The organism is Pseudanabaena sp. Chao 1811, from assembly GCF_027942295.1.
Lineage (GTDB): Bacteria > Cyanobacteriota > Cyanobacteriia > Pseudanabaenales > Pseudanabaenaceae > Pseudanabaena.
In genome coordinates this window covers 3,915,486-3,934,661 of the sequence record NZ_CP101416.1, presented here as the reverse complement: position 1 = coordinate 3,934,661, position 19,176 = coordinate 3,915,486, and the positions used below count along the sequence as shown (strand labels likewise).

The following is a 19,176-nucleotide window of genomic DNA, read 5'->3' as shown; positions in this document are numbered from 1 at the left end:
AGCACTCCACATTTTCCCTATGACTGTCAATCCTACAATATCCCTAGAGACTGAGCTTACAAGTCCCATAATTAAAGCTCCTGAACTCCTTGCGCCTGCGGGGACTTGGGAATGTGCAAAGGCGGCAGTGGAAAATGGGGCGGATGCGATTTATTTTGGTTTGGAGAAATTTAATGCGCGGATGCGAGCGCATAACTTTACAGAAGCGGATTTGCCCGAATTGATGGCATTTCTACACCGTCGCGGCGTGAAGGGCTATGTGACTCTCAATACCTTGATTTTTACCTCAGAATTAGGCTCGGTGGAATCCTATTTGCGATCGATTATTGCGGCGGGAGTCGATGCGGCGATCGTGCAGGATGTGGGCTTATGTCGCTTAATTCGTCATTTGTCGCCCGATTTCCCGATTCATGGCTCAACCCAAATGACTGTGACTAGTGGTGCAGGGGTAGAGTTTGCGAAGTCTTTGGGATGCGATTTGGTGGTGTTGGCGCGAGAATGCTCGATCGCTGAAATTCGCAAAATTCAAAAACAGATCGGCGATCGCCAAATTTCGCTACCCCTAGAAGTGTTTGTGCATGGGGCTTTGTGTGTCGCCTATTCGGGACAATGTTTGACCAGTGAATCCTTGGGTGGGCGATCGGCAAATCGTGGGGAATGCGCCCAAGCCTGTCGGATGCCCTACGAGATGATTGTCGATGGTCAACCAATGGATTTAGGCGATCGCCGCTATTTGCTTAGTCCTCAAGATCTGGCGGGGTTAGCGGTTTTGCCAGAATTGATCGAGGCGGGAGTGGTATCCCTGAAAATTGAAGGACGTTTGAAACATCCTGAATATGTGGCAAGTGTGACGCAGGTATATCGCCAGGCCATCGATCGCGTAGTACAGGGCTTAGAAAATCAGGTGAGTGCAGGCGATCGCTACCAGTTAGAAATGGCATTTTCGCGAGGTCTATACACAGGTTGGCTAGATGGTATCGACAATCAAGCTCTTGTCCATGCAAGGTTTGGCAAAAAACGTGGTGTATATTTGGGCGAAATCACCGAGATTCGCGATGGGCGCGATAAACAGGTGGTGCTGCGGTTGCAATCACCACTGAAAGCAGGAGATGGTGTAGTTTTTGATGCGGGTAAACCTGCCGATCGCGAAGAAGGCGGACGGGTTTATGCAGTGGAATCACTGGGTAAAAATTCTGGAAAAGATACGCTTGTCACCTTTGGGCGGCGCGATGTCGATTTGCGGCGTGTGCGCGTAGGCGATCGCCTCTGGAAAACCAACGATCCTGAACTCGATAAACAATTGCGCCAAACCTATACCAGTGAAAAGATTCTCTTTCAGCGTCCCATTGAAATCGAAATTCATGGCGAAGTTGGACAGACTTTAACAGCGATCGCTCGTGATGGTCAAGGTAATATCGCCCAAGTGGATTCCGCCATGATGTTAGAGGAAGCGAATAATAAACCTTTAACAACAGAACGTTTAACAGAACAGTTGGGAAGATTGGGAAATACGCCTTTCCGTTTAGGAACTCTGCACAATCATTTGCAAGGTGCGGCGATGCTTCCTGTGAGTGAATTAAATCGCATCCGTCGAGAACTGGTCGAGCAGTTAGATATCCTTCGCAGCAGTCCGAATCGTTGGCAATTAAATTCTCATTCCTACACTGATTTATTACCTAAGAGTGAATCTAGTCCTGAAATTGCTCCCCAAGCTATTGTTTTAGTACGGAATTTAGAACAATTAGAAGCAGTTCTCACTACCGATATTGCCACCATCTATTGCGAATTTGAAGATCCCACATCCTATCGAACTGCGGTGGAAATGGCGAGACAATCTGCCAATGCACCGAGCATTTGGGTTGCACCACCACGTATTACCAAACCCAATGAAAACTATATTCTCAAGCAAGTTCGCTCTAGTAATGCCGATGGCTATCTAATTCGCAATTACGACCATCTACAATTTTTTGCAGAAGAAAGAATCATCGCTGACTTCTCTTTTAATATCGCCAATCCCTTAACCGCTAACTACTTCAAGCAATCTTTCCCTCTCGAACGTCTCACCGCTTCCTACGATCTCAGCATCCATCAATTGGAATCCCTGCTTAAAAAATGTCCTCCCCAATGGTTTGAAATCACCGTCCATCAACATATGCCGATGTTCCATATGGAACATTGCGTATTCTGCGCTTTTCTCTCTGAGGGAACTGATTACACTAATTGCGGTCGCCCCTGTGACAAGCATGAGGTAAAATTGCGTGATCGCACAGGAGCCGAACATGTTTTATTAGCTGACGCAGGTTGTCGCAATACGGTATTTAACGGCACTGCTCAAACGGGTGCAGAATTCGTACAACGCTTTCTAGAACTAGGTGTGCGACATTTTCGTTTAGAGTTTGTCAATGAGTCGCCTTCGCAGGTATTGGAAACAATTAACCGCTATCAACAACTTTTGGCTGGCAAAATTTCTGGCTCTAAGCTTTGGAAAGATTTAAAGTTACAAAATCAACTTGGTGTAACCAGAGGCTCTTTGGAGGAGTAAAAGCGATGGTAATCAAGAAAACACGCTATCTTTTTTCTAACTAGCTCGGCATAGTTATAAACGAAACCCATATTACTGTACCGCCCGCTAAGCGGGCGGTACAGTAATATGGGTTTTAAGTTTACTTATGCTTGAGTACTTATCCCTTGGTGCACTAACAAGGATGTTTTGTGACACAATCTGCTCAATATAGCTGTCGCCCAGAGTTGTGGCGCTTTGCGACACAACTCTCTATTGGGCTTTATGTACTAGATCTAGACGACTACAACTATAAGTAATTTTAAGTAATTTTATAGTTGTAGCGATTTCATACATAGCTAAACCTTAAAGCTCTATATTGTAATTTCTCAAGCTATCACGAATTTATGACTTTGCTTTTAGCACGATAGTTACAAAAAGCATATGATTGTAAACCTACACGAAGCAAGGTTTAATGCGACCTGAGGTGATGGCATACTAGCCTATAGGCATGGATGGCAATGTCGTCCATCCTTATAGACTTGCTTAAGTCCTAAACAATATAAGAATCAATACAATATATCCAACAAAGCTATGCCAGATTCTGATTATTTTGAAGGTTTAACTTGGACAGCAGAAGCCAAGGTTAAATATAAAAACATTCCTTACTTTGTCCGATCGCAGGCTCGTCAAAGAATTGAGCAACTAGCACAGGCGGCGGGAAGTGATACGATTACTGCCGAAATTGTTGAAAAAGCAAGAGTTGAATTTGGTCAATGAAAAATCACGATCGCGGTTATTTGTTAACAGAACAAGCAAATCCCCACAGCCAAAATTTAGATCGACTCAGCGCTTTGGAAATAGTAGAACTGTTTAACCAAGAAGACCTCAGAGCCGTAGCAGCAGTTGGGCAAGAAAAAGAAGCGATCGCTCAGGCGATTACACTAATTGCGGAGGCGATCGCTAAGGGAGGCAGGCTGTTTTACATCGGTGCAGGGACAAGTGGACGACTAGGAGTCCTTGATGCTGCCGAATGTCCACCCACATTTTGCAGTGATCCCGAATTGATCCAAGGGATCTTAGCGGGGGGGATGAATGCAATGGTGCGGAGTTCCGAAGCGTTAGAAGATCGCGAAGACGATGGAGCTGATGCCATTTGTGAGAGAAATATTAGTGATCGCGATGTTGTCTTTGGCATTACCGCAGGCGGTACAACTCCCTATGTCCATGGAGCGCTCAAAGCCGCCAAACAGCGGGGGGCAAAAACAATCTTTTTTTGTTGCGTACCTCCTGAACAATTTCCGATTCAGTACGATATCGAGATTCGCCCCCTTGTTGGTGCAGAGGTTTTAGCTGGCTCAACGAGACTGAAGGCTGGTACTGCCACAAAACTAGTGCTAAACACCATCTCTACAGGGGTCATGGTGCAACTGGGCAAGGTCTACGGCAATCGCATGATTGATGTATCGGTTACCAATAGCAAACTCGAAGATCGCGCCATTCGCATTATTCGCGATCTCACCGCCCTCAGTCGCGAAGATTCAGCAGCATTATTAGAGCGCTCAGGGAGAAAAGTGAAATTAGCTTTGTTAATGCACTGGAAAGGGGTCGATGCCACCACTGCCGCGCAAATCCTCCAAGAGACTCAGGGACATCTAGGTAAGGCGATCGCCTAGTTAGCGTGATTTTGGTCATAGGCAGCAAAATCATCGTTGAGATAAGATGTATTAAGCAAAAAATGTAGAAACTATGACAGGCTCAGAACTCCGCCAAGCGATCGCCAATAAATGGAATTTTTCCTATGATGTACAATTACGCAAAACCCAAGGCAAAATCTTTTTACAAGTAATGTGGCGATATCAAGAGCAGCAGTCTTTTTCTATGGGCGAAGTCGAGTTTCTCCAACATCTTGATACGATTGCTTCTTACCTAAGTGATTGGGGAGTAGTCGAACAGGTGCAAACATTTATTGCAACCACCAAAGAACGCCCACGCCTCGGCAAGGCCGTGAGTATTCCTCTCCAAATTGGCGAGCGATCGCTAGAATGGTTAGTCGAATGACCCGAAAATACAAGGTACTACCTCCGATTCCTATGAATTCCTATGAAGAATGCTATAAAAATCGATCAAAAGTTGACAAAAGAATTGAAAAAGCATTATCTGTTGCTGACTTTCTGGGCTAAAGATTGTACGCTTATGATGAAAAGTCATTTGTAAATACATTGCCACATTGTCAGCAATTGCTTTTAGGAAGCTAAAATTTTTCTACGGTACGCCGCTAACCATACCTAAGTCAAAAACGTCAGGGTAAAAATATGAGTCAAGCAGGAGCTAACCCATGGGATCGCCAGTTTGTTAACCTTGGGCGAATCATGCAGTTCTTGCGTGATGAAGATAGTATTGACAACCTATTAACGGCTACTCTCGATTATCTTCGAGACAACTTCGACTACAAACTCATCTGGATCGGGCTATATGATCAAGAAAACCATCGCCTTACAGGAAAAGGTGGTACGACACCTGCGGGTGAAATTAAGTTTTTAAAAGAACGCTTTGCCCTTAATGCAGGAGACTTGCTTGATCAGGTAATTTTGCAGCGTAGACCAGTCCCCATTGCCGATCTGCGCCAAGAAAAACGTAGTGGTGAATGGCAAAAGTTAGCCCAAAAATTCGAGATTCAAGGTACATTACTCTGGCCCATCTATCACCGCGATCGCAGCTTTGGTGTAGTACTTTTAGGCTCAACCCTGTGGAATATTACCCCGCGTAATGAAGAAAGAGCCAGACTGTCTGTAGTATTAGGAACTCTAGGCTCAACTTTAAGCCGACTTGATGCGGAATGGCACTATCACAATACCAAACGCCCCGATGAACCCCTACTCGAAATCCTTTCTAAAATCCGTAATATTCCGACCCTCAACGATCGCCTTGAGGAGATTGTGCAGGAAACCCATAATTTTGTGATGCCAGATCACACCAATATCTATTGGTTTGAGCGCGAACACCAATATTTTTGGCGCAGGGTTGCTAATCGCCAAGCAGGACCTAAATCTAAGCAAGCAGTTGATAATACGGCGGGAGTAACCGTACAGAATGCCCCTGGGTTATATCAAGCTTTATCAAGAGATCAGATCGTGGTCGTGGTTGATGCCAAATCCATGACCAAAAGCGAAATTAGCAATCGGGTCATGGAACAGTTTGGTGCAGTTTCGATCATTATTGCGCCTATATTTTTCCAGTCAGAGCTTTTAGGCTTTTTGTCCGTAGAAGGCGATGAGCCAAGGCTCTGGACTGATGATGAGCGTAATTTTGTCCTTGGGGCAGCGCAACTAGCTGCAATCACCGCACCCCTCGAAGAAATGGAAGTTACAGTTGACCGAATTGCTTCCGATCAGATTCTCACTGCAGGCATCGCGAGGGCAATTTATTCCAACAATGATTGGCAAAATGCCCTCGATCAAGCCGCCGAACAACTATGTCAGAGACTGGGACTCGAACGTTTTTGGGTGGCAACCTATGATCAGGATAATGAAGTATTTCGGATCGATTTTCAATATCATCCTAAAAACCGTCGTCCGATCGCTAATTTATTGCCAGAGCTAGCCCCCGTAGATTTCCAAATGCTGGAGCAATCTCCCGATGCGGCAACGGTAGAAAATCTCGATAGTGATTTTAAATTTTTGGCATGGAGAAATGCTCTGCTCGACCTTGATGTGCGATCGATGATTGTGAGCAGTACTTCTACAGGGAAGTCCTTAGAAGCCGTTTTAGGTGTTGCCCATGAAGCTCCACGCACATGGTCACGCCCAGAAAGAGAAATGGTACAAGCAGTTGCCCAACAAATCGGGTTAATCATTCACCAAAATGAATTGCAACGTTTGTCCGATGAACGGCAAAAGTCTCATCAAGCTGTGCAATTTGGCTTGGTAGCATTGCAGCAAGCCAACACCCTCGAAAAACTACATCACACTGCTACCCAGTTGATGGCACAGGTGACACAATCTCCCCTTGCTGTGTTAGTGGTCTGGCTCCCTGGTCGTCAAGGCGGACAAATTGCCTCAGTTTTTTGTAGTCGTGATGAATATCAACTCACCATTAGCGAAACTCTGATTGCGATCGAAGAAGATCCCCTTGCCCAATGGACGATTCAAAGTGAAGGGATTTTGCCTTTGAGTATCCATGATTTACCAGAACAAACTAGGGCTTGGCTCAATGCACCAGCCCTTGGAAATATCATGGTGACAGCGTTACGAACTACACCAGAACACCAGCCCACAGGGATGATTTTGGTTGCCGATCGCGCTGGACGAAGATGGGTCGATCGCCAGTTACAAGCATTTAACATGTTAGCAAACCAACTCGCGTGGTCACGCCGCCATCTATTGCTAGTGGATCATCTCAAGCATAATCGTCAAGAACTAGAACGCCTCAATTGGTACAAGCATCGTCGATTAGAAGATATCTATCGCACTGTCAGTAGTGGTGTGCAGCGATTGTTAGATGCGGATTCCCGCTCTAATGGCACTGGCGGCATCAATAACGTTACGCTGCAAAGTTCTCTCAAGCAATTGCAGGGTTCTCTATCACCATTGCCACAGATTATCCGCAAGGAACAATGGCGCTTACGTCCTAACTATGAGACTGCCCCCCTAGCAGGGATGCTAAAGCGTGCTTTAGAGCGCGTGGACTCACTTGTCAAGCAACGTCAAATCTGGTCACAGGTACATAACCAAGCCAATGTAGTAGTTGGCGGTGATATCGCCAAAATGGAAATGATTCTTAATGAGTTGTTGCTATTTGCCTGTGGGCGATCGGAAGTAGGTGGAAGAATTGATCTCTGGTGTCGCCAAATCGATGAGAAGCTTTTGGAACTATCGATTACAGACTATGGCGTAGTAGATGCATCTTTGCTGCAAGAGCTACATCAGGGCAGAGCGATCGATCCTCTCTCCCCTTCACTGCTGGATCAACCTCCAGGACTACACTTAGCAATTTGTCAAAATCTGATGTTAGAGGCTGGCGGTGAGTTATCTCTCTATCAACTAGAGGACAATCGCATTCTCAGTCGTTTGATTTTGCCACTTTCTAACTCATAGTGTCAGTTCGACAAAGGCAAAAAACGGTAATAATCACTTGGCGATTATTACCGTTTTTGCTATTTGTGCTGTGAAAGCGTGGTGCCAATGGCTATATCGAACTTAAGTTTGATTAGACTAAAAATATAACGCCAAAGCTAATCGAACAAGATTGTAATTCTTGCATTTATATCAAATTTGTCCCAAGAATAAACCCCAGAATTCTATTACTATTTTCTCATCAGCTCAATTTTAAAAATATCAAAAACCTTAGGACTTTTCTTCAAAAGCAGGAGCGTAGGCTTGTAGCAAGTGGCTAAGCTGTGAAAGTACAGAATCTTTATTAACTGAGCCAAAAGTAGAGCGATCGGGGAAGAATTCAGGACGATCAAGGTTGCGATCGATCGCTTCTTTGACCTGCTGCGCAATTAAATGTTGTAAGTCAGCAAGCGCCCTATCCCTTTGATAATTTGCTCCCTGCTCAGTAGTGGCGTACAAAGGAGGTAGACGGTTCAGAGCATAGGCAGCAATATCCCCCAAATCCAAGACTTTATTACTATTTGCCTCGATTTCGGCAACCCTTGCCACAGCCTCACTCAGCACCAACTCTTCCATCACATTAATAAATTGCTTGCGTGGGACAGCAACTACTTCCCCTGTTAGCAAAGCACCCATCAGGCGATCGAGTGCCATGTATTCTTCTACCGAGAGTTCAAACGCGCTATCACAGATCCGTCCAACTTCGGCTTCCATTGCTGGAGTAAGGTAGCGATCTTGTAAAGCCTGCTCGACAATCGACTCAATGCTGGTCTTTTCTAGCTTTTCCACTGTTATCTCTTTAATAACGCAACACTAAGGTACTTCAATGGGAATAATCGTATACTCAGGTAGGGATATCTGAAAATGCTCTTTTTGGCTGAGCATGATCACCAGTCTTGCAACGGATTGGGGCTTGACTGCCAAATCACTCCAAGGTATGGCAATTTCTAGGCATTGCTCTAGACCTATTTTCGTATGAGTTGCTATGGTTTCCCACTGAAACTTCTCTAAAGATTCTTGAAGCTGAACTGACTTATCGGCAAAATTGATCGCTAAGTGATGGCGAAACAGATAATTTAGCGGTGATACATCAGGCATATCAAGAAGCTTGACTGGACTATTGGGGTGAATCCGACTGGGATAAAACCACAACAGATGTAGTTTACTTTGTGCAATGCTCTCTAGATTACTAAATTCTAGACGCAAGTAGCAATAAAAATGATCATATCCATACCATAGACGCTTGACAGGTACATTTTGGTGCATTGCCCCTCGTGCCCCGCTAATTTCAATTTTACCTGCACCTATCCAATCGTCATTCTCAAATCTGCCATTAATCAGGGGATGGATTAAGTTGGTAGGGCGATCGCTAGTGGAAACATCATGGGGTTCAAGGGGATAGAGCAAGGCATGGGGAACTGGCTCATTGAGGGCGCGATAAATTACCTGTAAGTGTTCGCGAAATAGGCGATCGAACATGGCATCGTCATTGGAGCTATGTCCTTCACCAAACCACCAAAACCAGTCAGAGCCTTCGGCTGCCATCAGGCTTTCCCATGCCTCAGGATTATTTTCAGGAGTAGCTTCAGAATGTAGGGCTAAAACTTGGCGTGCCTCGGCAAGTAATTCCCATGCGCGATTTTTGACTGGATCGCCAATCCATGTTGTAAAGCTGGAGTCAATCCATGAGCCACTATGCAATTGATGGGGCGGAATTTTTTCTACAGGTGAGTATTTAGCTAAATATTCAGAGGGGGTAACTAGCTTTAGGTTGTGATTGTTAGAAAGATTTTCATATAGGGTCTGCAAAAATGGGTTGCCATCTTGGGGATAAAATTCCCAGCAGTTTTCACCATCGAGGGCAATTGTCACTAGCCAAGGTTGACCATCGGGATGTTCGGCTAAATATTCATTTTGCTGTTTTTGAATTGTCATCAAGCGATCGCATAGATCGTCACTAGCTGCTTGAGGCAAAAGCGCCCCATAGCTAAAACCAATTAAATCCGAAAGTAGGCGATCGCGGAAAATAATAGCTAAGTCCCCATGCACGGTTTCCAGACGATAGGGCTGGTATAGCAAATGGGGGGCATCGATCGCACCACGTTCATCACGGCGGAAATAATGTCCAAGACTCCAACCCAATACGCCCTCATCGGAGCATAACCATGAGAAGCCTTGCTTGGAGATATGGGGCAAGATGGCAGGGCTAACTGATTGCTCTGAGGGCCATAGCCCTTTAGGGTCGCAACCAAAATGTTGACGGTAAAGTTCTTTAGCTTTTTCGAGATGCAGATTGATGTCTGGCTCCCAGCGAAATCGAGTATTGGGCAAATACATTTGCGGAACGGCAATGCGTCCTGCCTGTGTATCGGCAAGGAGGGGCATGATCGGATGGTTATAGGGGGTAGTCGTAATTTCTAACTGCCCATGTTTTTGCATTTGCCGATGTTGGGGCAGAATGCGGCTAATAATTTCGCGTTGCTTACTGTAAATTCTTTGACGATCGGCGAGGGTAAAATCTCTGCCACGTTCATACCATTCACCAATTTCAGGATCGACTTCACGGAAGAGGGGATCAATCCATGCCAAGTTATGCCAAGCAAGTAAATCGCTAAAGTCGGGGGCTTGCCAATGATTCACACACCACTCGATGCCGTAGGCTTGCCGTTGCGCTAAGAGATCGGCATAGCGATGGTATGGCTCGATCATCGTCTGGTGATTGGCATCAAAAAAATGCTCAACAATAAAATGCTTTTGCGATCGCGAGAGATTATCAACAGGCGTTAATGTCAATGACAAATAGGGATCAAACGCCTTCCCCTCCACATAATCTTGCAGTTGTAGAATTAGAGATGGTACAAGATTGATCGTTTGATGTAGCTTTGGGTATCTTGACAACATCAACGCGAGATCCAAATAATCTTTTACGCCATGCAGCCTCACCCAAGGCAAATGATACTTGCCTGCGATCGCGCTTTTATAGAGAGGTTGATGTTGGTGCCAGATAAATGCGACATGTAGAGGAAAAGACATAGGATGACTGGCAATATGACTGGCGATACTTCTAGAAATTGTGACACACCTGTTCATAGTTCGATCCAAATCCTCCAAAGAGTTTGTATAAAGCTATGTACGATTAGCCTGAGCCTGTCGATGATCGCTTGTAGTTCCCCTGCGGTGTCTGACAGCGCGAAACCATCTACAAGTCCATCGATCCCCGTTACAACTTCACCACAAACTGTATCACCACAGTTAACTCCTCAAACTAAACCTAAACCAGTTTCAGAACTAGGACAATATTTGCCAATTACTGCCATTGCCATGATCGCAGGACGCGAGATTCAACTAGAGGTCGCTAATACTCCGAAGGAGCAAGAAAAAGGACTCATGTTTCGTCCGCCCCTAGCCGATGATCGCGGGATGTTATTTCCCTTTATCCCTGCGCGTCCTGTTGCTTTTTGGATGAAAAATACGCCTTCACCTCTTGATATTATCTTCTTGCTTGATGGCAAGGTAGTAGCGATCGCTCGTAATGCCACCACCTGTAAAAGTGATCCCTGTCCGATTTATCCCGAAAATGGGGTTGTTGCTGATAACGTCCTCGAAGTTAGGTCTGGGCTAACTCAAGAACTTGGTTTGCAAGAAGGAGATCAAATTACTTTCAAATTCTTGTTGCCAAAAAATCAATGACAACTATAATTCTAAGGTCGGAAATCAAAATCCGATGATTTGAGCATCTTCAAATTTGTACTAGTTAAATTTGCATTAGTTAAAGAAATTCCAAAATGTTCAAAAAAGACTTGGTAATTTCTGCATGAAGGTGCTACAAGTAGCAGTGGTGAATCTTGAGTGAGAGAAGAGTTAATAAAATGACAGCTAGCAGAGCGAGAATGCCTGAACCAAACCGATCCCCTCAACCTCTGGATCGTCAGAGTAAACGCCTGTCTGCAAGTCGTAGCAAACCCTTAAGCAACAAAAACGTCAAACGTCTTCCTCGCACCAATGCTTTTCCGTTACCTCTGTGGTTGCGACTATTGATGTCCACCCAGAAGTTATCCATCATTGTCACAGTTTTACTGACTCTATCTGTATTTGCAATTTATGGCTGGACGGTCTATGCCCAAGAGCAGTGGAATCAACAATACAAAAAGCTAGAGCAACTTAAACGCCAAGAGCGCCAACTGACTGCTGCTGAAGGTTCTTTTGATAATGATCTGATGCGATCGGCACAGAAAAATCCTGGTCAACTGGTGCGTGAGCGTCCAGAACAATCAATTTTTTTGCAAGCAGCACCACTTCGTCCTAAGCGTGATGTGCCTGCTACTGTATCTGAGCTTCCCAAAAATAAACAAAATGAAAGTTTAGGCTATTAACAGACAAAGGAGGCTAAGCCTCCTTTGTCTGTTAATAGCCTTTGTACTGTACGAAACAAAGTGCAAATGGCGAAAAAAGGTAAGAATCACTTGGTGATTCTTACCTTTTTTCACTTTTGTCGAACTGACGTTACTTTAATGTTCTGTGAAACTGATTTTGATAGGGAAGTAAAGCCTCATGGTTCCTGATTTTACGAATAAGCCCTTATCTAAATATTTGACTGAGTTCTTCGAGTCCAGCAATTAAATCAGCTAGTTGTTCGGGGGGCAAATCGCCTAGTTTTTCAGCAAGGCGATCGCTAGTAACTTGACGGACTTGTTGTAAATGCTCCTCACCTGCGATCGTCAGGCAAAGTACAACCTGTCGTCTCAAAGTTGGATGCTCAGTACGGGTGATAAATTCTTTTTGGACTAGGCGATCAACCATCGTAGAAGCAGATGCACTCGTCACACCCAAGTTCTCGGCAAGGGACGTGAGCGATGAGCAGGAATTAGTTTGCAAAAAGGCTAGAGCACGTAGCTGTGGAATTGTGAGAAAAGAAGATTTCTGTTGACGCACTTCAGTATAGATATGCTGCATCACCGCAGGGACAATATCCACAACCTTAGCCGCACAATCTGAGCTAGGTGAGAACGTTGATAATTGTGAAGTAGGCAGTTGCGGAGAAATCAAATTATGTGATGCATTCATCTTGACGCTAAAGATGTATTAATGTAGTACTACTAATAGTTAGACAAGTTAACAATTACCATACAGCAGAATCTATCAAGTTGTGTAGATTTCATTTGCATAAGTCCCAATCATCACGATCGCTTGAAAAACTATGCGGCATCCTCTCTTATCAGCATTAATCTTAGTATCGGTTTCGATAGGAACCCCAAGTTTACTCACCGCTTGTGGAGCATCTCAAGCCGAATCTCGTAAAGAACAACGTCCCCCTGTGCCAGTAGTAGTTACACCTGTCATTCAAAAGACTCTTCCCATCCAGATCCGCAGCACAGGAGTAGTAGAAGCATATTCCACTGTGGCGGTAAAGTCGCAGATTGGTGGTCAGTTGATCGAGGTGAACTTTAAGGATGGACAGGATGTAAAACAAGGCGATTTACTATTTCGGATCGATCCACGTCCATTAGAAGCCGAGTTACAGCAAGCGATCGCCAATCAAGCTCGTAATCAAGCCCAGTTACAACAAGCGATCGCCAATCAAGTCCGTGCGGAAACTACCATTGCTCAGGCAAAAGCCAACAAAGATCGTGATGCTGCCCAGTTAAAATTTGCGGATTTTCAACGCAAAAGCTATGACAGTCTCTATGCCGAAGGTGCAATTAGTCGTACTCAAGCCGAACAGTTTCGCACCAATGCTAGTGTCTCTCTTGCCACTGTAAACGCTTCGGGCAGTGCGATCGATACCACTGTGGCGGCAGCCGAATCCACGAAAGCTGATATTGCCGCCGCGCAAGCTAACCTAGCCGCAGGGGATGCGCTAATTGACAATGCCAGAGTGCAGCTTTCCTACACAGAAATCTATTCGCCTGTGAATGGCAAGGTTAGTAGTCTTAAGGTAAATCAAGGAAATCTGGTTAAGGCGGATGACACTGCTCCATTAGTCACAATTGTGCAGGTTAAACCGATTTATGTAACCTTCACTGTCCCTGAAAAGTCATTAGCTCAAGTAAAGCAATATCAAAAGCGTGGCAAACTCAAGGTGCAGGCTTTTATTCCCAATGACAAAAAGCCCGTAGAAGGAGAACTTACTTTTATCGATAGCGTAGTAGATGTAACTACAGGAACCGTGCAGTTAAAAGCCACTTTTGCGAACCTTGATGATCGCATTGCTCCTGGTCAGCGCGTGGATGTCGTTCTCAAATTAGCCGAAGAACCAAACTCAATCTCTGTTCCTACGCAAGCAATCCAGACAGGTCAGAAAGGACAGTTTGTCTATGTCGTCAAGGCTGATAGCACCGTAGAGATTCGCCCTATTAAAGTGGTTAATACCGTTGGTAATGATGCTGCGATCGCTAGTGGTTTAGATGTTGGCGAGAAAGTGGTAGTCGATGGTCAATTTGCCCTCTCCCCCAATGCCAAGGTCGAGATTAAGGAACCCAAAAAATGAACATTACCCAACCCTTTATTCGTCGCCCCGTCATGACTACCCTAGTCATGCTCGCTATCCTCATTTTTGGGTTTGTCAGTTATCGCCTATTACCAATTAGCGACTTGCCGACGGTAGACTTCCCCACGATTAGCGTGACAGCGACATTACCAGGGGCTAGCCCTGAAACGATGGCATCCTCGGTAGCGACACCGTTGGAGCAGCAGTTCTCCTCGATCGCAGGTTTGGACTCGATGACATCCAGTAGCGCCCTTGGTAATACCACGATTACTTTGCAATTTAACCTCAATCGCCAAATTGACGGAGCCGCACAGGATGTACAGGCAGCGATCGCTAAAGCTGCAAGGCAATTGCCGCCGACCCTACCTAATCCGCCCCAATATCGGAAAGTCAATCCCGCCGATCTGCCGATTCTGTTTGTGGTTCTCAAATCCGATGTACTGACCTTAGCGGAAGTTGATAAATATGCGGAGAATTTACTAGCCCAGAGGTTGTCCACCGTTGATGGGGTCGCACTCGTTACCGTCCAAGGTGCTCAAAAATATGCAGTACGGATTGAACTTGATCCGCAAGCTTTAAAAACGAAAGGTATTGGTATTGATGAGGTTGCCGCAGCGATCGCGCAGGGTAACTCTAATCAGCCAACGGGAACCCTCTATGGCGAAAATCGCACCTTGACCATTGATACTAATGCTGGTCTGGAAAATGCGGCTTCCTACGGTAAGCTCATTGCCGCCTATCGCAATGGTGCGCCTGTGCGCTTGAACGAGATTGCCAATGTCACCGACAGCGTGGAAAACAATCGACTTGCCACTTGGTACAATGGCACAAGGGGCATTGTGCTCTCGATTCAACGTCAACCGGGGACAAACACCGTCGCGATCGTCGAGACTTTAGAGAAGTTACTACCCACTTTCCGCGAACAGATTCCTGCGGCGATCGATATGGAAATTCTGTACGATCGCTCGATTTCCGTGCGCCATTCCGTAGAAGATGTGCAGTTCAGCCTACTCTTAGCGATCGCCCTTGTGATCATGGTGATCTTCCTATTTCTACGGAATTTCTACGCTACCTTGATTCCCAGCGTTGCCGTTCCATTGTCCATCGTCGCCACCTTTGGGGTGATGTATAAACTGGGCTATTCCCTCGATAACCTCTCTTTGATGGCATTGACCCTATCCGTAGGCTTTGTGGTCGATGATGCGGTGGTCGTACTGGAAAATATCGTCCGTCACCTAGAAATGGGTAAATCGCCCTATCAAGCAGCGATCGATGGTTCTAAAGAGATCAGCTTTACGGTGCTATCGATGACGATTTCACTGGTGGCGGTATTTATTCCGATTCTGTTTATGGCTGGCATTATCGGTCGCCTGTTTCAGGAATTTGCCGTCACCATTAGTGTCGCCATTCTCGTTTCAGGATTTGTCTCCATCAGTTTGACCCCGATGCTTTGCAGTCGATTCCTCAAACATGCGCCCCATAGTGGTAAACCCCAGAACCTCAATAATGCAAATGGAAATATTGATGGAAATGACAGTGAAAATATTACTGTTTTAAGCAATGGCAATGGGTCTGAAAATCTAAATGGTCATGAAAACCTGAATGGTTATAGTAACGGTAACGGTCATAGTAACGGGCATGGACATCATGAAAATGATGGAGGATTCTTCCAGCGCTTTTATGCTTGGAGTTTACGGAAGGCGCTCAAATATCACCGTGTCACTTCAGCGATTTCCGCCGCCGTGTTAATTGCCACCATTGTCCTGTTTGGGATAGTGCCGAAGGGATTCATTCCCAATGACGATCTTAACCAGCTATTGATTACCACCGAAGCCATCCAAGGCATCTCCTATGAGGATATGTCTAAGCTGCAAGCAAAAATCGCCGATATTGTCAGCAAAGACCCCGATGTCGAAGCGATTAACTCGACGGTTGGAGCATCGGGATTTATCTCTTTGCCCAACAATGGACGCTTATTTATGCGGTTAAAAGAACGCAGTAAGCGATCGCGCAGTGTTGATCAAATCATTCAAGAGCTGCGCCCAAAATTGGCAAAGGTTGCGGGTATTCGTTGTTTCTTGCAAAATCCGCCCACGATTCGCCTTGGTGGACAAATTACTAAGGCAATGTATCAATACACTATCTCTGATACTGATATTGAACAACTTTATAGCACTGTACCCGAACTAGAGAAAAAGCTACGCCAATTCGACAGTCTCCAAGATGTCAGTAGTGACTTACAGATCAAGAATCCTCAAGTTACTGTTGAAATCGATCGCGATCGCGCTTCGGCTCTAGGCATCACTGCCACCCAAATCGAATCAGCCCTATCCTACGCCTATTCCACCCGTCAAGTCTCGACGATCTATGGCTCTGATAACCAATATGCTGTGATTATGGGTGTCATGCCCGAATATCAAAAGGATTTGCAATCTCTGGAATTACTATCGGTGCGATCGAGTAATGGACAACTAGTTCCTCTCGGTACATTTGCCTCCTTCAAACAGACTGTAGGGGCGCTATCGGTGAATCACCTATCACAGTTACCTGCGGTGACAATTTCCTTTAACCTCAAACCGGGGATCTCCCTTAGTGATGTCGTCGGTAAAATTGAAAGTCTCGCTAGAGAAACTTTACCCGCCACTGCTTCAGGAAAATTCCAAGGGACAGCCCAAGTATTCCAAGACTCGCAACAGGGCTTAGGATTGTTGCTCTTAGCCGCAATTCTCGTCATCTACATTGTCTTAGGGATTCTCTACGAGAGCTTTATTCATCCAATTACGATTCTCACCAGCTTACCCTCCGCAGGATTTGGCGCGTTGCTCACGTTGCTGATCTTCGGTAGTGAACTTAATGTTTACGCCTTTGTCGGTGTGATTCTGCTCGTGGGTATTGTCAAAAAGAACGGGATTATGATGGTGGACTTTGCGATCGGTGCTCGTAAACAAGGCAGTACCGCCTATGATGCGATCTACGAAGCTTGTTTAGTACGCTTCCGTCCGATCATGATGACCACCCTCGCCGCCTTAATGGGAACCTTACCGATCGCTCTCGGTATTGGTGCAGGTGCAGAATCTCGCCGCGCCTTAGGTTTAGCTGTAGTTGGCGGTTTGCTATTCTCGCAGTTGCTCACGCTTTACATCACGCCTGTTTTCTATGTCTACATGGAAAACCTCCAAGAGTATTGGAAGCGTCGGGACATTCGCAAAAAAGAGAAGGCAAGAGAAGAACAAAACCTTCAGCCAAAGCCCCCTGTTTCTCTACCTCCCGCCAGATAAATCATGAAATATCACCATACTTCGATTAAAACAGCAGATATTTTTCAGACGATCGCCTTTTATGAGGCATTAGGTTTTGAAGTAACAGAACGCTTTACGGCGGGCATTACACTGGCTTGCTGGATGCAAGGTGCGGGAACTCATCTGGAACTCATGCAAGTCCCTGAACCAAAGAATATCCAAAATCCCTTTGGTGATGAGCATTACGTGGGCTACTACCATTTATCATTTCATGTCGAAGATCTAGAATCCTATTTACAAGATCTTGTGAATAAATTAGGTAAAGTCAAGTTGCTCTTACCACCTAGAGAACAAACTATTGGCGATCGCACCTATCGAGTTGCCTTTATCGCCGATCCCGATGGATTACCAATTGAATTGATGCAATAAAAAAGGCGTGCCAAGCACGCCTTTTTTATTGCTACCATTTTTTGTAGGGTAGAAATTTACCATTCATCGTTACCTTAACGCGATCGCCTTTGGGATCTTCCACTTTCTCAATGTCAAGGGTGAAATCAATCGCACTCATAATTCCATCACCAAATTTTTCATGGATAATCTCTTTCATTGGATATCCATACACCTGCATGATTTCGTAAAAGCGGTAGATCAATGGATCGGTGGGAACCACAGGACCTAAACCCTTACTAGGATAAGAACTCAACGCAGCAACGATATCTTCTCCTAGCCCCAGTATATCTGCAATCTTTTTAGCTTCTTCAACAGAAGTACTATTTTGACCATAAAACAGTGAAGCAATCCATACTTCATCATGTCCCAACAATTTTTCCAGATCCGTAAAGCTTAAACCTTTAGCTTTCTTAGCGGCTAATAATGTATGTGTAAACGCAGGAAATTCAACTGTCATAGATGTTTGATAGATATTTTGAGATTAACGGGTAGATTTTCGAGAATTGCAATTGGATTAACATTACGATTTTGTAACTTTGTTAAGAGTTTATGATGAACAAAATTCTGACGAGTTCAGCCAGATTAGAAATGATGATGTCCTGCGCTCCGCGCGGGACATCATCATTTCTTTTTGAATAAAGATTCTTTTGTGACACACCAGACAAAATGTGGAAGTGAAAGCATTCTTCGCCAACGCCAAGGTTCTTGATAGAGTCGGTAAAGCCACTCTAGATTATTATTGCTGAACCATTCAGGAGCGCGGGTTTTGATGCCAGACCAAATATCGAAACTACCACCCACGCCAATCCACACCGCTTCAGGGCAAAGATAACGATTTTTCTGAATCCATAGTTCTTGGCGCGGAACTCCTAAACCCACAAGAATCAGATCGGGCTGAGAGCTTTGCAACTGATCACAAATCTGCTGTTCGATTGCTGGGTCAAAATAACCGTGATGTGTTCCCGCGATCGTAATATTTTCCCATTTCTGCCGCCAGCTATCGACAACGGTATCGACTACTTTGGGAGCGCCACCAATCAAAAAAATTCGCCATTGCTTCTCCGCCGCAATTTGCACAATCTGTTCTGATAGCTCAATGCCCGGACAGCGATCGATCTTTTCACCTTGCGATCGTAGATAAAGGACAATTCCCGAACCATCTGGCACAACTAATTCAGCCTGCTTAATCACGTTTGCCAGAGCAGGATTTTTTCGCGCCTGCATTGTCATTTCTGCGTTGATGGTGACAACATGCGTACCTTGATTGGTTTGCAATCTTTGAGCAAGCCAATCACGATAATTTTCATGAATATGCACGGGCAGACCAAGCACACTAAACTGACGCAAAATTAATATCTCCAAATACTGCGTAGTCATCAATTTATC

General features: G+C 45.1%; 15 protein-coding genes. 10 read left to right on the top strand and 5 right to left on the bottom strand.

Annotated elements, in window-relative coordinates; genetic code table 11:
- The first annotated feature begins 19 nt into the window (after window positions 1-19).
- The 5 genes from NMG48_RS18090 (at window position 20) to NMG48_RS18070 (ending at window position 7,596) form a co-directional block, all read left to right on the top strand.
- The gene (locus tag NMG48_RS18090) at window positions 20-2,542 is read left to right on the top strand and encodes a U32 family peptidase (RefSeq protein WP_271252825.1); all 2,523 of its coding nucleotides are present in this window, start codon (window positions 20-22) and stop codon (window positions 2,540-2,542) included.
- Between the two features lie 552 nt (window positions 2,543-3,094).
- Window positions 3,095-3,280 carry a PCP reductase family protein gene (locus NMG48_RS18085; protein WP_126386577.1) on the top strand — a complete coding sequence of 62 codons (186 nt, stop codon included), beginning with the start codon at window positions 3,095-3,097 and terminating at the stop codon, window positions 3,278-3,280.
- Window positions 3,277-4,176, top strand: a complete 900-nt coding sequence (gene murQ, locus NMG48_RS18080) for an N-acetylmuramic acid 6-phosphate etherase (protein WP_271252824.1) — start codon at window positions 3,277-3,279, stop codon at window positions 4,174-4,176. Before NMG48_RS18085 ends, murQ begins: the two co-directional genes overlap by 4 nt.
- A gap of 73 nt (window positions 4,177-4,249) precedes the next feature.
- A complete protein-coding gene (locus NMG48_RS18075; RefSeq protein ID WP_126386575.1) occupies window positions 4,250-4,561 on the top strand; it encodes a DUF3067 family protein in 312 nt (103 codons plus the stop codon).
- A 254-nt stretch (window positions 4,562-4,815) separates the two neighbouring features.
- On the top strand, window positions 4,816-7,596 hold the full coding sequence (locus tag NMG48_RS18070; protein WP_271252823.1) for a sensor histidine kinase: 2,781 nt from the start codon (window positions 4,816-4,818) through the stop codon (window positions 7,594-7,596).
- A gap of 249 nt (window positions 7,597-7,845) precedes the next feature.
- On the opposite strand, the gene NMG48_RS18065 is transcribed toward NMG48_RS18070, so the two are convergent.
- Both NMG48_RS18065 and NMG48_RS18060 read right to left on the bottom strand, forming a co-directional pair.
- Window positions 7,846-8,328 (bottom strand): late competence development ComFB family protein, encoded by a 483-nt coding sequence (locus NMG48_RS18065; RefSeq protein ID WP_412973771.1) that lies wholly within the window; start codon window positions 8,326-8,328, stop codon window positions 7,846-7,848.
- A 99-nt stretch (window positions 8,329-8,427) separates the two neighbouring features.
- Window positions 8,428-10,647 (bottom strand): glycoside hydrolase, encoded by a 2,220-nt coding sequence (locus tag NMG48_RS18060; protein WP_271252822.1) that lies wholly within the window; start codon window positions 10,645-10,647, stop codon window positions 8,428-8,430.
- A gap of 3 nt (window positions 10,648-10,650) precedes the next feature.
- Between NMG48_RS18060 and NMG48_RS18055 the strand changes: the two genes are divergently transcribed.
- The gene (locus NMG48_RS18055) at window positions 10,651-11,304 is read left to right on the top strand and encodes a DUF192 domain-containing protein (RefSeq protein WP_271252821.1); all 654 of its coding nucleotides are present in this window, start codon (window positions 10,651-10,653) and stop codon (window positions 11,302-11,304) included.
- A 179-nt stretch (window positions 11,305-11,483) separates the two neighbouring features.
- Complete coding sequence (locus NMG48_RS18050; RefSeq protein ID WP_271252820.1) at window positions 11,484-11,987, top strand: hypothetical protein; 504 nt, start codon at window positions 11,484-11,486, stop codon at window positions 11,985-11,987.
- Between the two features lie 205 nt (window positions 11,988-12,192).
- Here the strand turns inward: NMG48_RS18050 and NMG48_RS18045 are convergent, their stop codons facing one another.
- Window positions 12,193-12,678 (bottom strand): MarR family winged helix-turn-helix transcriptional regulator, encoded by a 486-nt coding sequence (locus NMG48_RS18045; RefSeq protein WP_271252819.1) that lies wholly within the window; start codon window positions 12,676-12,678, stop codon window positions 12,193-12,195.
- Between the two features lie 133 nt (window positions 12,679-12,811).
- Here NMG48_RS18045 and NMG48_RS18040 point away from each other — a divergent pair, with 133 nt between their 5' ends.
- From NMG48_RS18040 to NMG48_RS18030, 3 genes are read left to right on the top strand one after another with little or no spacing between them, the layout of a single operon-like run.
- A complete protein-coding gene (locus NMG48_RS18040; protein WP_271252818.1) occupies window positions 12,812-14,101 on the top strand; it encodes an efflux RND transporter periplasmic adaptor subunit in 1,290 nt (429 codons plus the stop codon).
- Entirely contained in the window at window positions 14,098-17,379 is a 3,282-nt protein-coding gene (locus NMG48_RS18035; RefSeq protein ID WP_271252817.1) for an efflux RND transporter permease subunit, read from the top strand. The genes NMG48_RS18040 and NMG48_RS18035 overlap by 4 nt, the downstream gene beginning before the upstream one ends.
- A 3-nt stretch (window positions 17,380-17,382) precedes the next feature.
- Complete coding sequence (locus NMG48_RS18030) at window positions 17,383-17,769, top strand: VOC family protein (RefSeq protein ID WP_271252816.1); 387 nt, start codon at window positions 17,383-17,385, stop codon at window positions 17,767-17,769.
- Window positions 17,770-17,800: 31 nt separating this feature from the next.
- Here the strand turns inward: NMG48_RS18030 and cynS are convergent, their stop codons facing one another.
- Together cynS and NMG48_RS18020 are read right to left on the bottom strand one after the other, a co-directional pair.
- Entirely contained in the window at window positions 17,801-18,247 is a 447-nt protein-coding gene (gene cynS / locus NMG48_RS18025; protein WP_271252815.1) for a cyanase, read from the bottom strand.
- Between the two features lie 164 nt (window positions 18,248-18,411).
- Window positions 18,412-19,167 (bottom strand): WecB/TagA/CpsF family glycosyltransferase, encoded by a 756-nt coding sequence (locus NMG48_RS18020; RefSeq protein ID WP_271252814.1) that lies wholly within the window; start codon window positions 19,165-19,167, stop codon window positions 18,412-18,414.
- Window positions 19,168-19,176: the final 9 nt, after the last annotated feature.

What these genes read in the sequence shown, in the direction of transcription:
- NMG48_RS18090 (WP_271252825.1), top strand. Translation starts at nt 20, where the DNA reads ATGACTGTCAATCCTACAATATCCCTAGAGACTGAGCTTACAAGTCCC.
- NMG48_RS18085 (WP_126386577.1), top strand. Translation starts at nt 3,095, where the DNA reads ATGCCAGATTCTGATTATTTTGAAGGTTTAACTTGGACAGCAGAAGCC.
- murQ (WP_271252824.1), top strand. Translation starts at nt 3,277, where the DNA reads ATGAAAAATCACGATCGCGGTTATTTGTTAACAGAACAAGCAAATCCC.
- NMG48_RS18075 (WP_126386575.1), top strand. Translation starts at nt 4,250, where the DNA reads ATGACAGGCTCAGAACTCCGCCAAGCGATCGCCAATAAATGGAATTTT.
- NMG48_RS18070 (WP_271252823.1), top strand. Translation starts at nt 4,816, where the DNA reads ATGAGTCAAGCAGGAGCTAACCCATGGGATCGCCAGTTTGTTAACCTT.
- NMG48_RS18065 (WP_412973771.1), bottom strand. Translation starts at nt 8,328, where the DNA reads ATGGAAGCCGAAGTTGGACGGATCTGTGATAGCGCGTTTGAACTCTCG.
- NMG48_RS18060 (WP_271252822.1), bottom strand. Translation starts at nt 10,647, where the DNA reads ATGTCTTTTCCTCTACATGTCGCATTTATCTGGCACCAACATCAACCT.
- NMG48_RS18055 (WP_271252821.1), top strand. Translation starts at nt 10,651, where the DNA reads ATGACTGGCAATATGACTGGCGATACTTCTAGAAATTGTGACACACCT.
- NMG48_RS18050 (WP_271252820.1), top strand. Translation starts at nt 11,484, where the DNA reads ATGACAGCTAGCAGAGCGAGAATGCCTGAACCAAACCGATCCCCTCAA.
- NMG48_RS18045 (WP_271252819.1), bottom strand. Translation starts at nt 12,678, where the DNA reads ATGAATGCATCACATAATTTGATTTCTCCGCAACTGCCTACTTCACAA.
- NMG48_RS18040 (WP_271252818.1), top strand. Translation starts at nt 12,812, where the DNA reads ATGCGGCATCCTCTCTTATCAGCATTAATCTTAGTATCGGTTTCGATA.
- NMG48_RS18035 (WP_271252817.1), top strand. Translation starts at nt 14,098, where the DNA reads ATGAACATTACCCAACCCTTTATTCGTCGCCCCGTCATGACTACCCTA.
- NMG48_RS18030 (WP_271252816.1), top strand. Translation starts at nt 17,383, where the DNA reads ATGAAATATCACCATACTTCGATTAAAACAGCAGATATTTTTCAGACG.
- cynS (WP_271252815.1), bottom strand. Translation starts at nt 18,247, where the DNA reads ATGACAGTTGAATTTCCTGCGTTTACACATACATTATTAGCCGCTAAG.
- NMG48_RS18020 (WP_271252814.1), bottom strand. Translation starts at nt 19,167, where the DNA reads ATGACTACGCAGTATTTGGAGATATTAATTTTGCGTCAGTTTAGTGTG.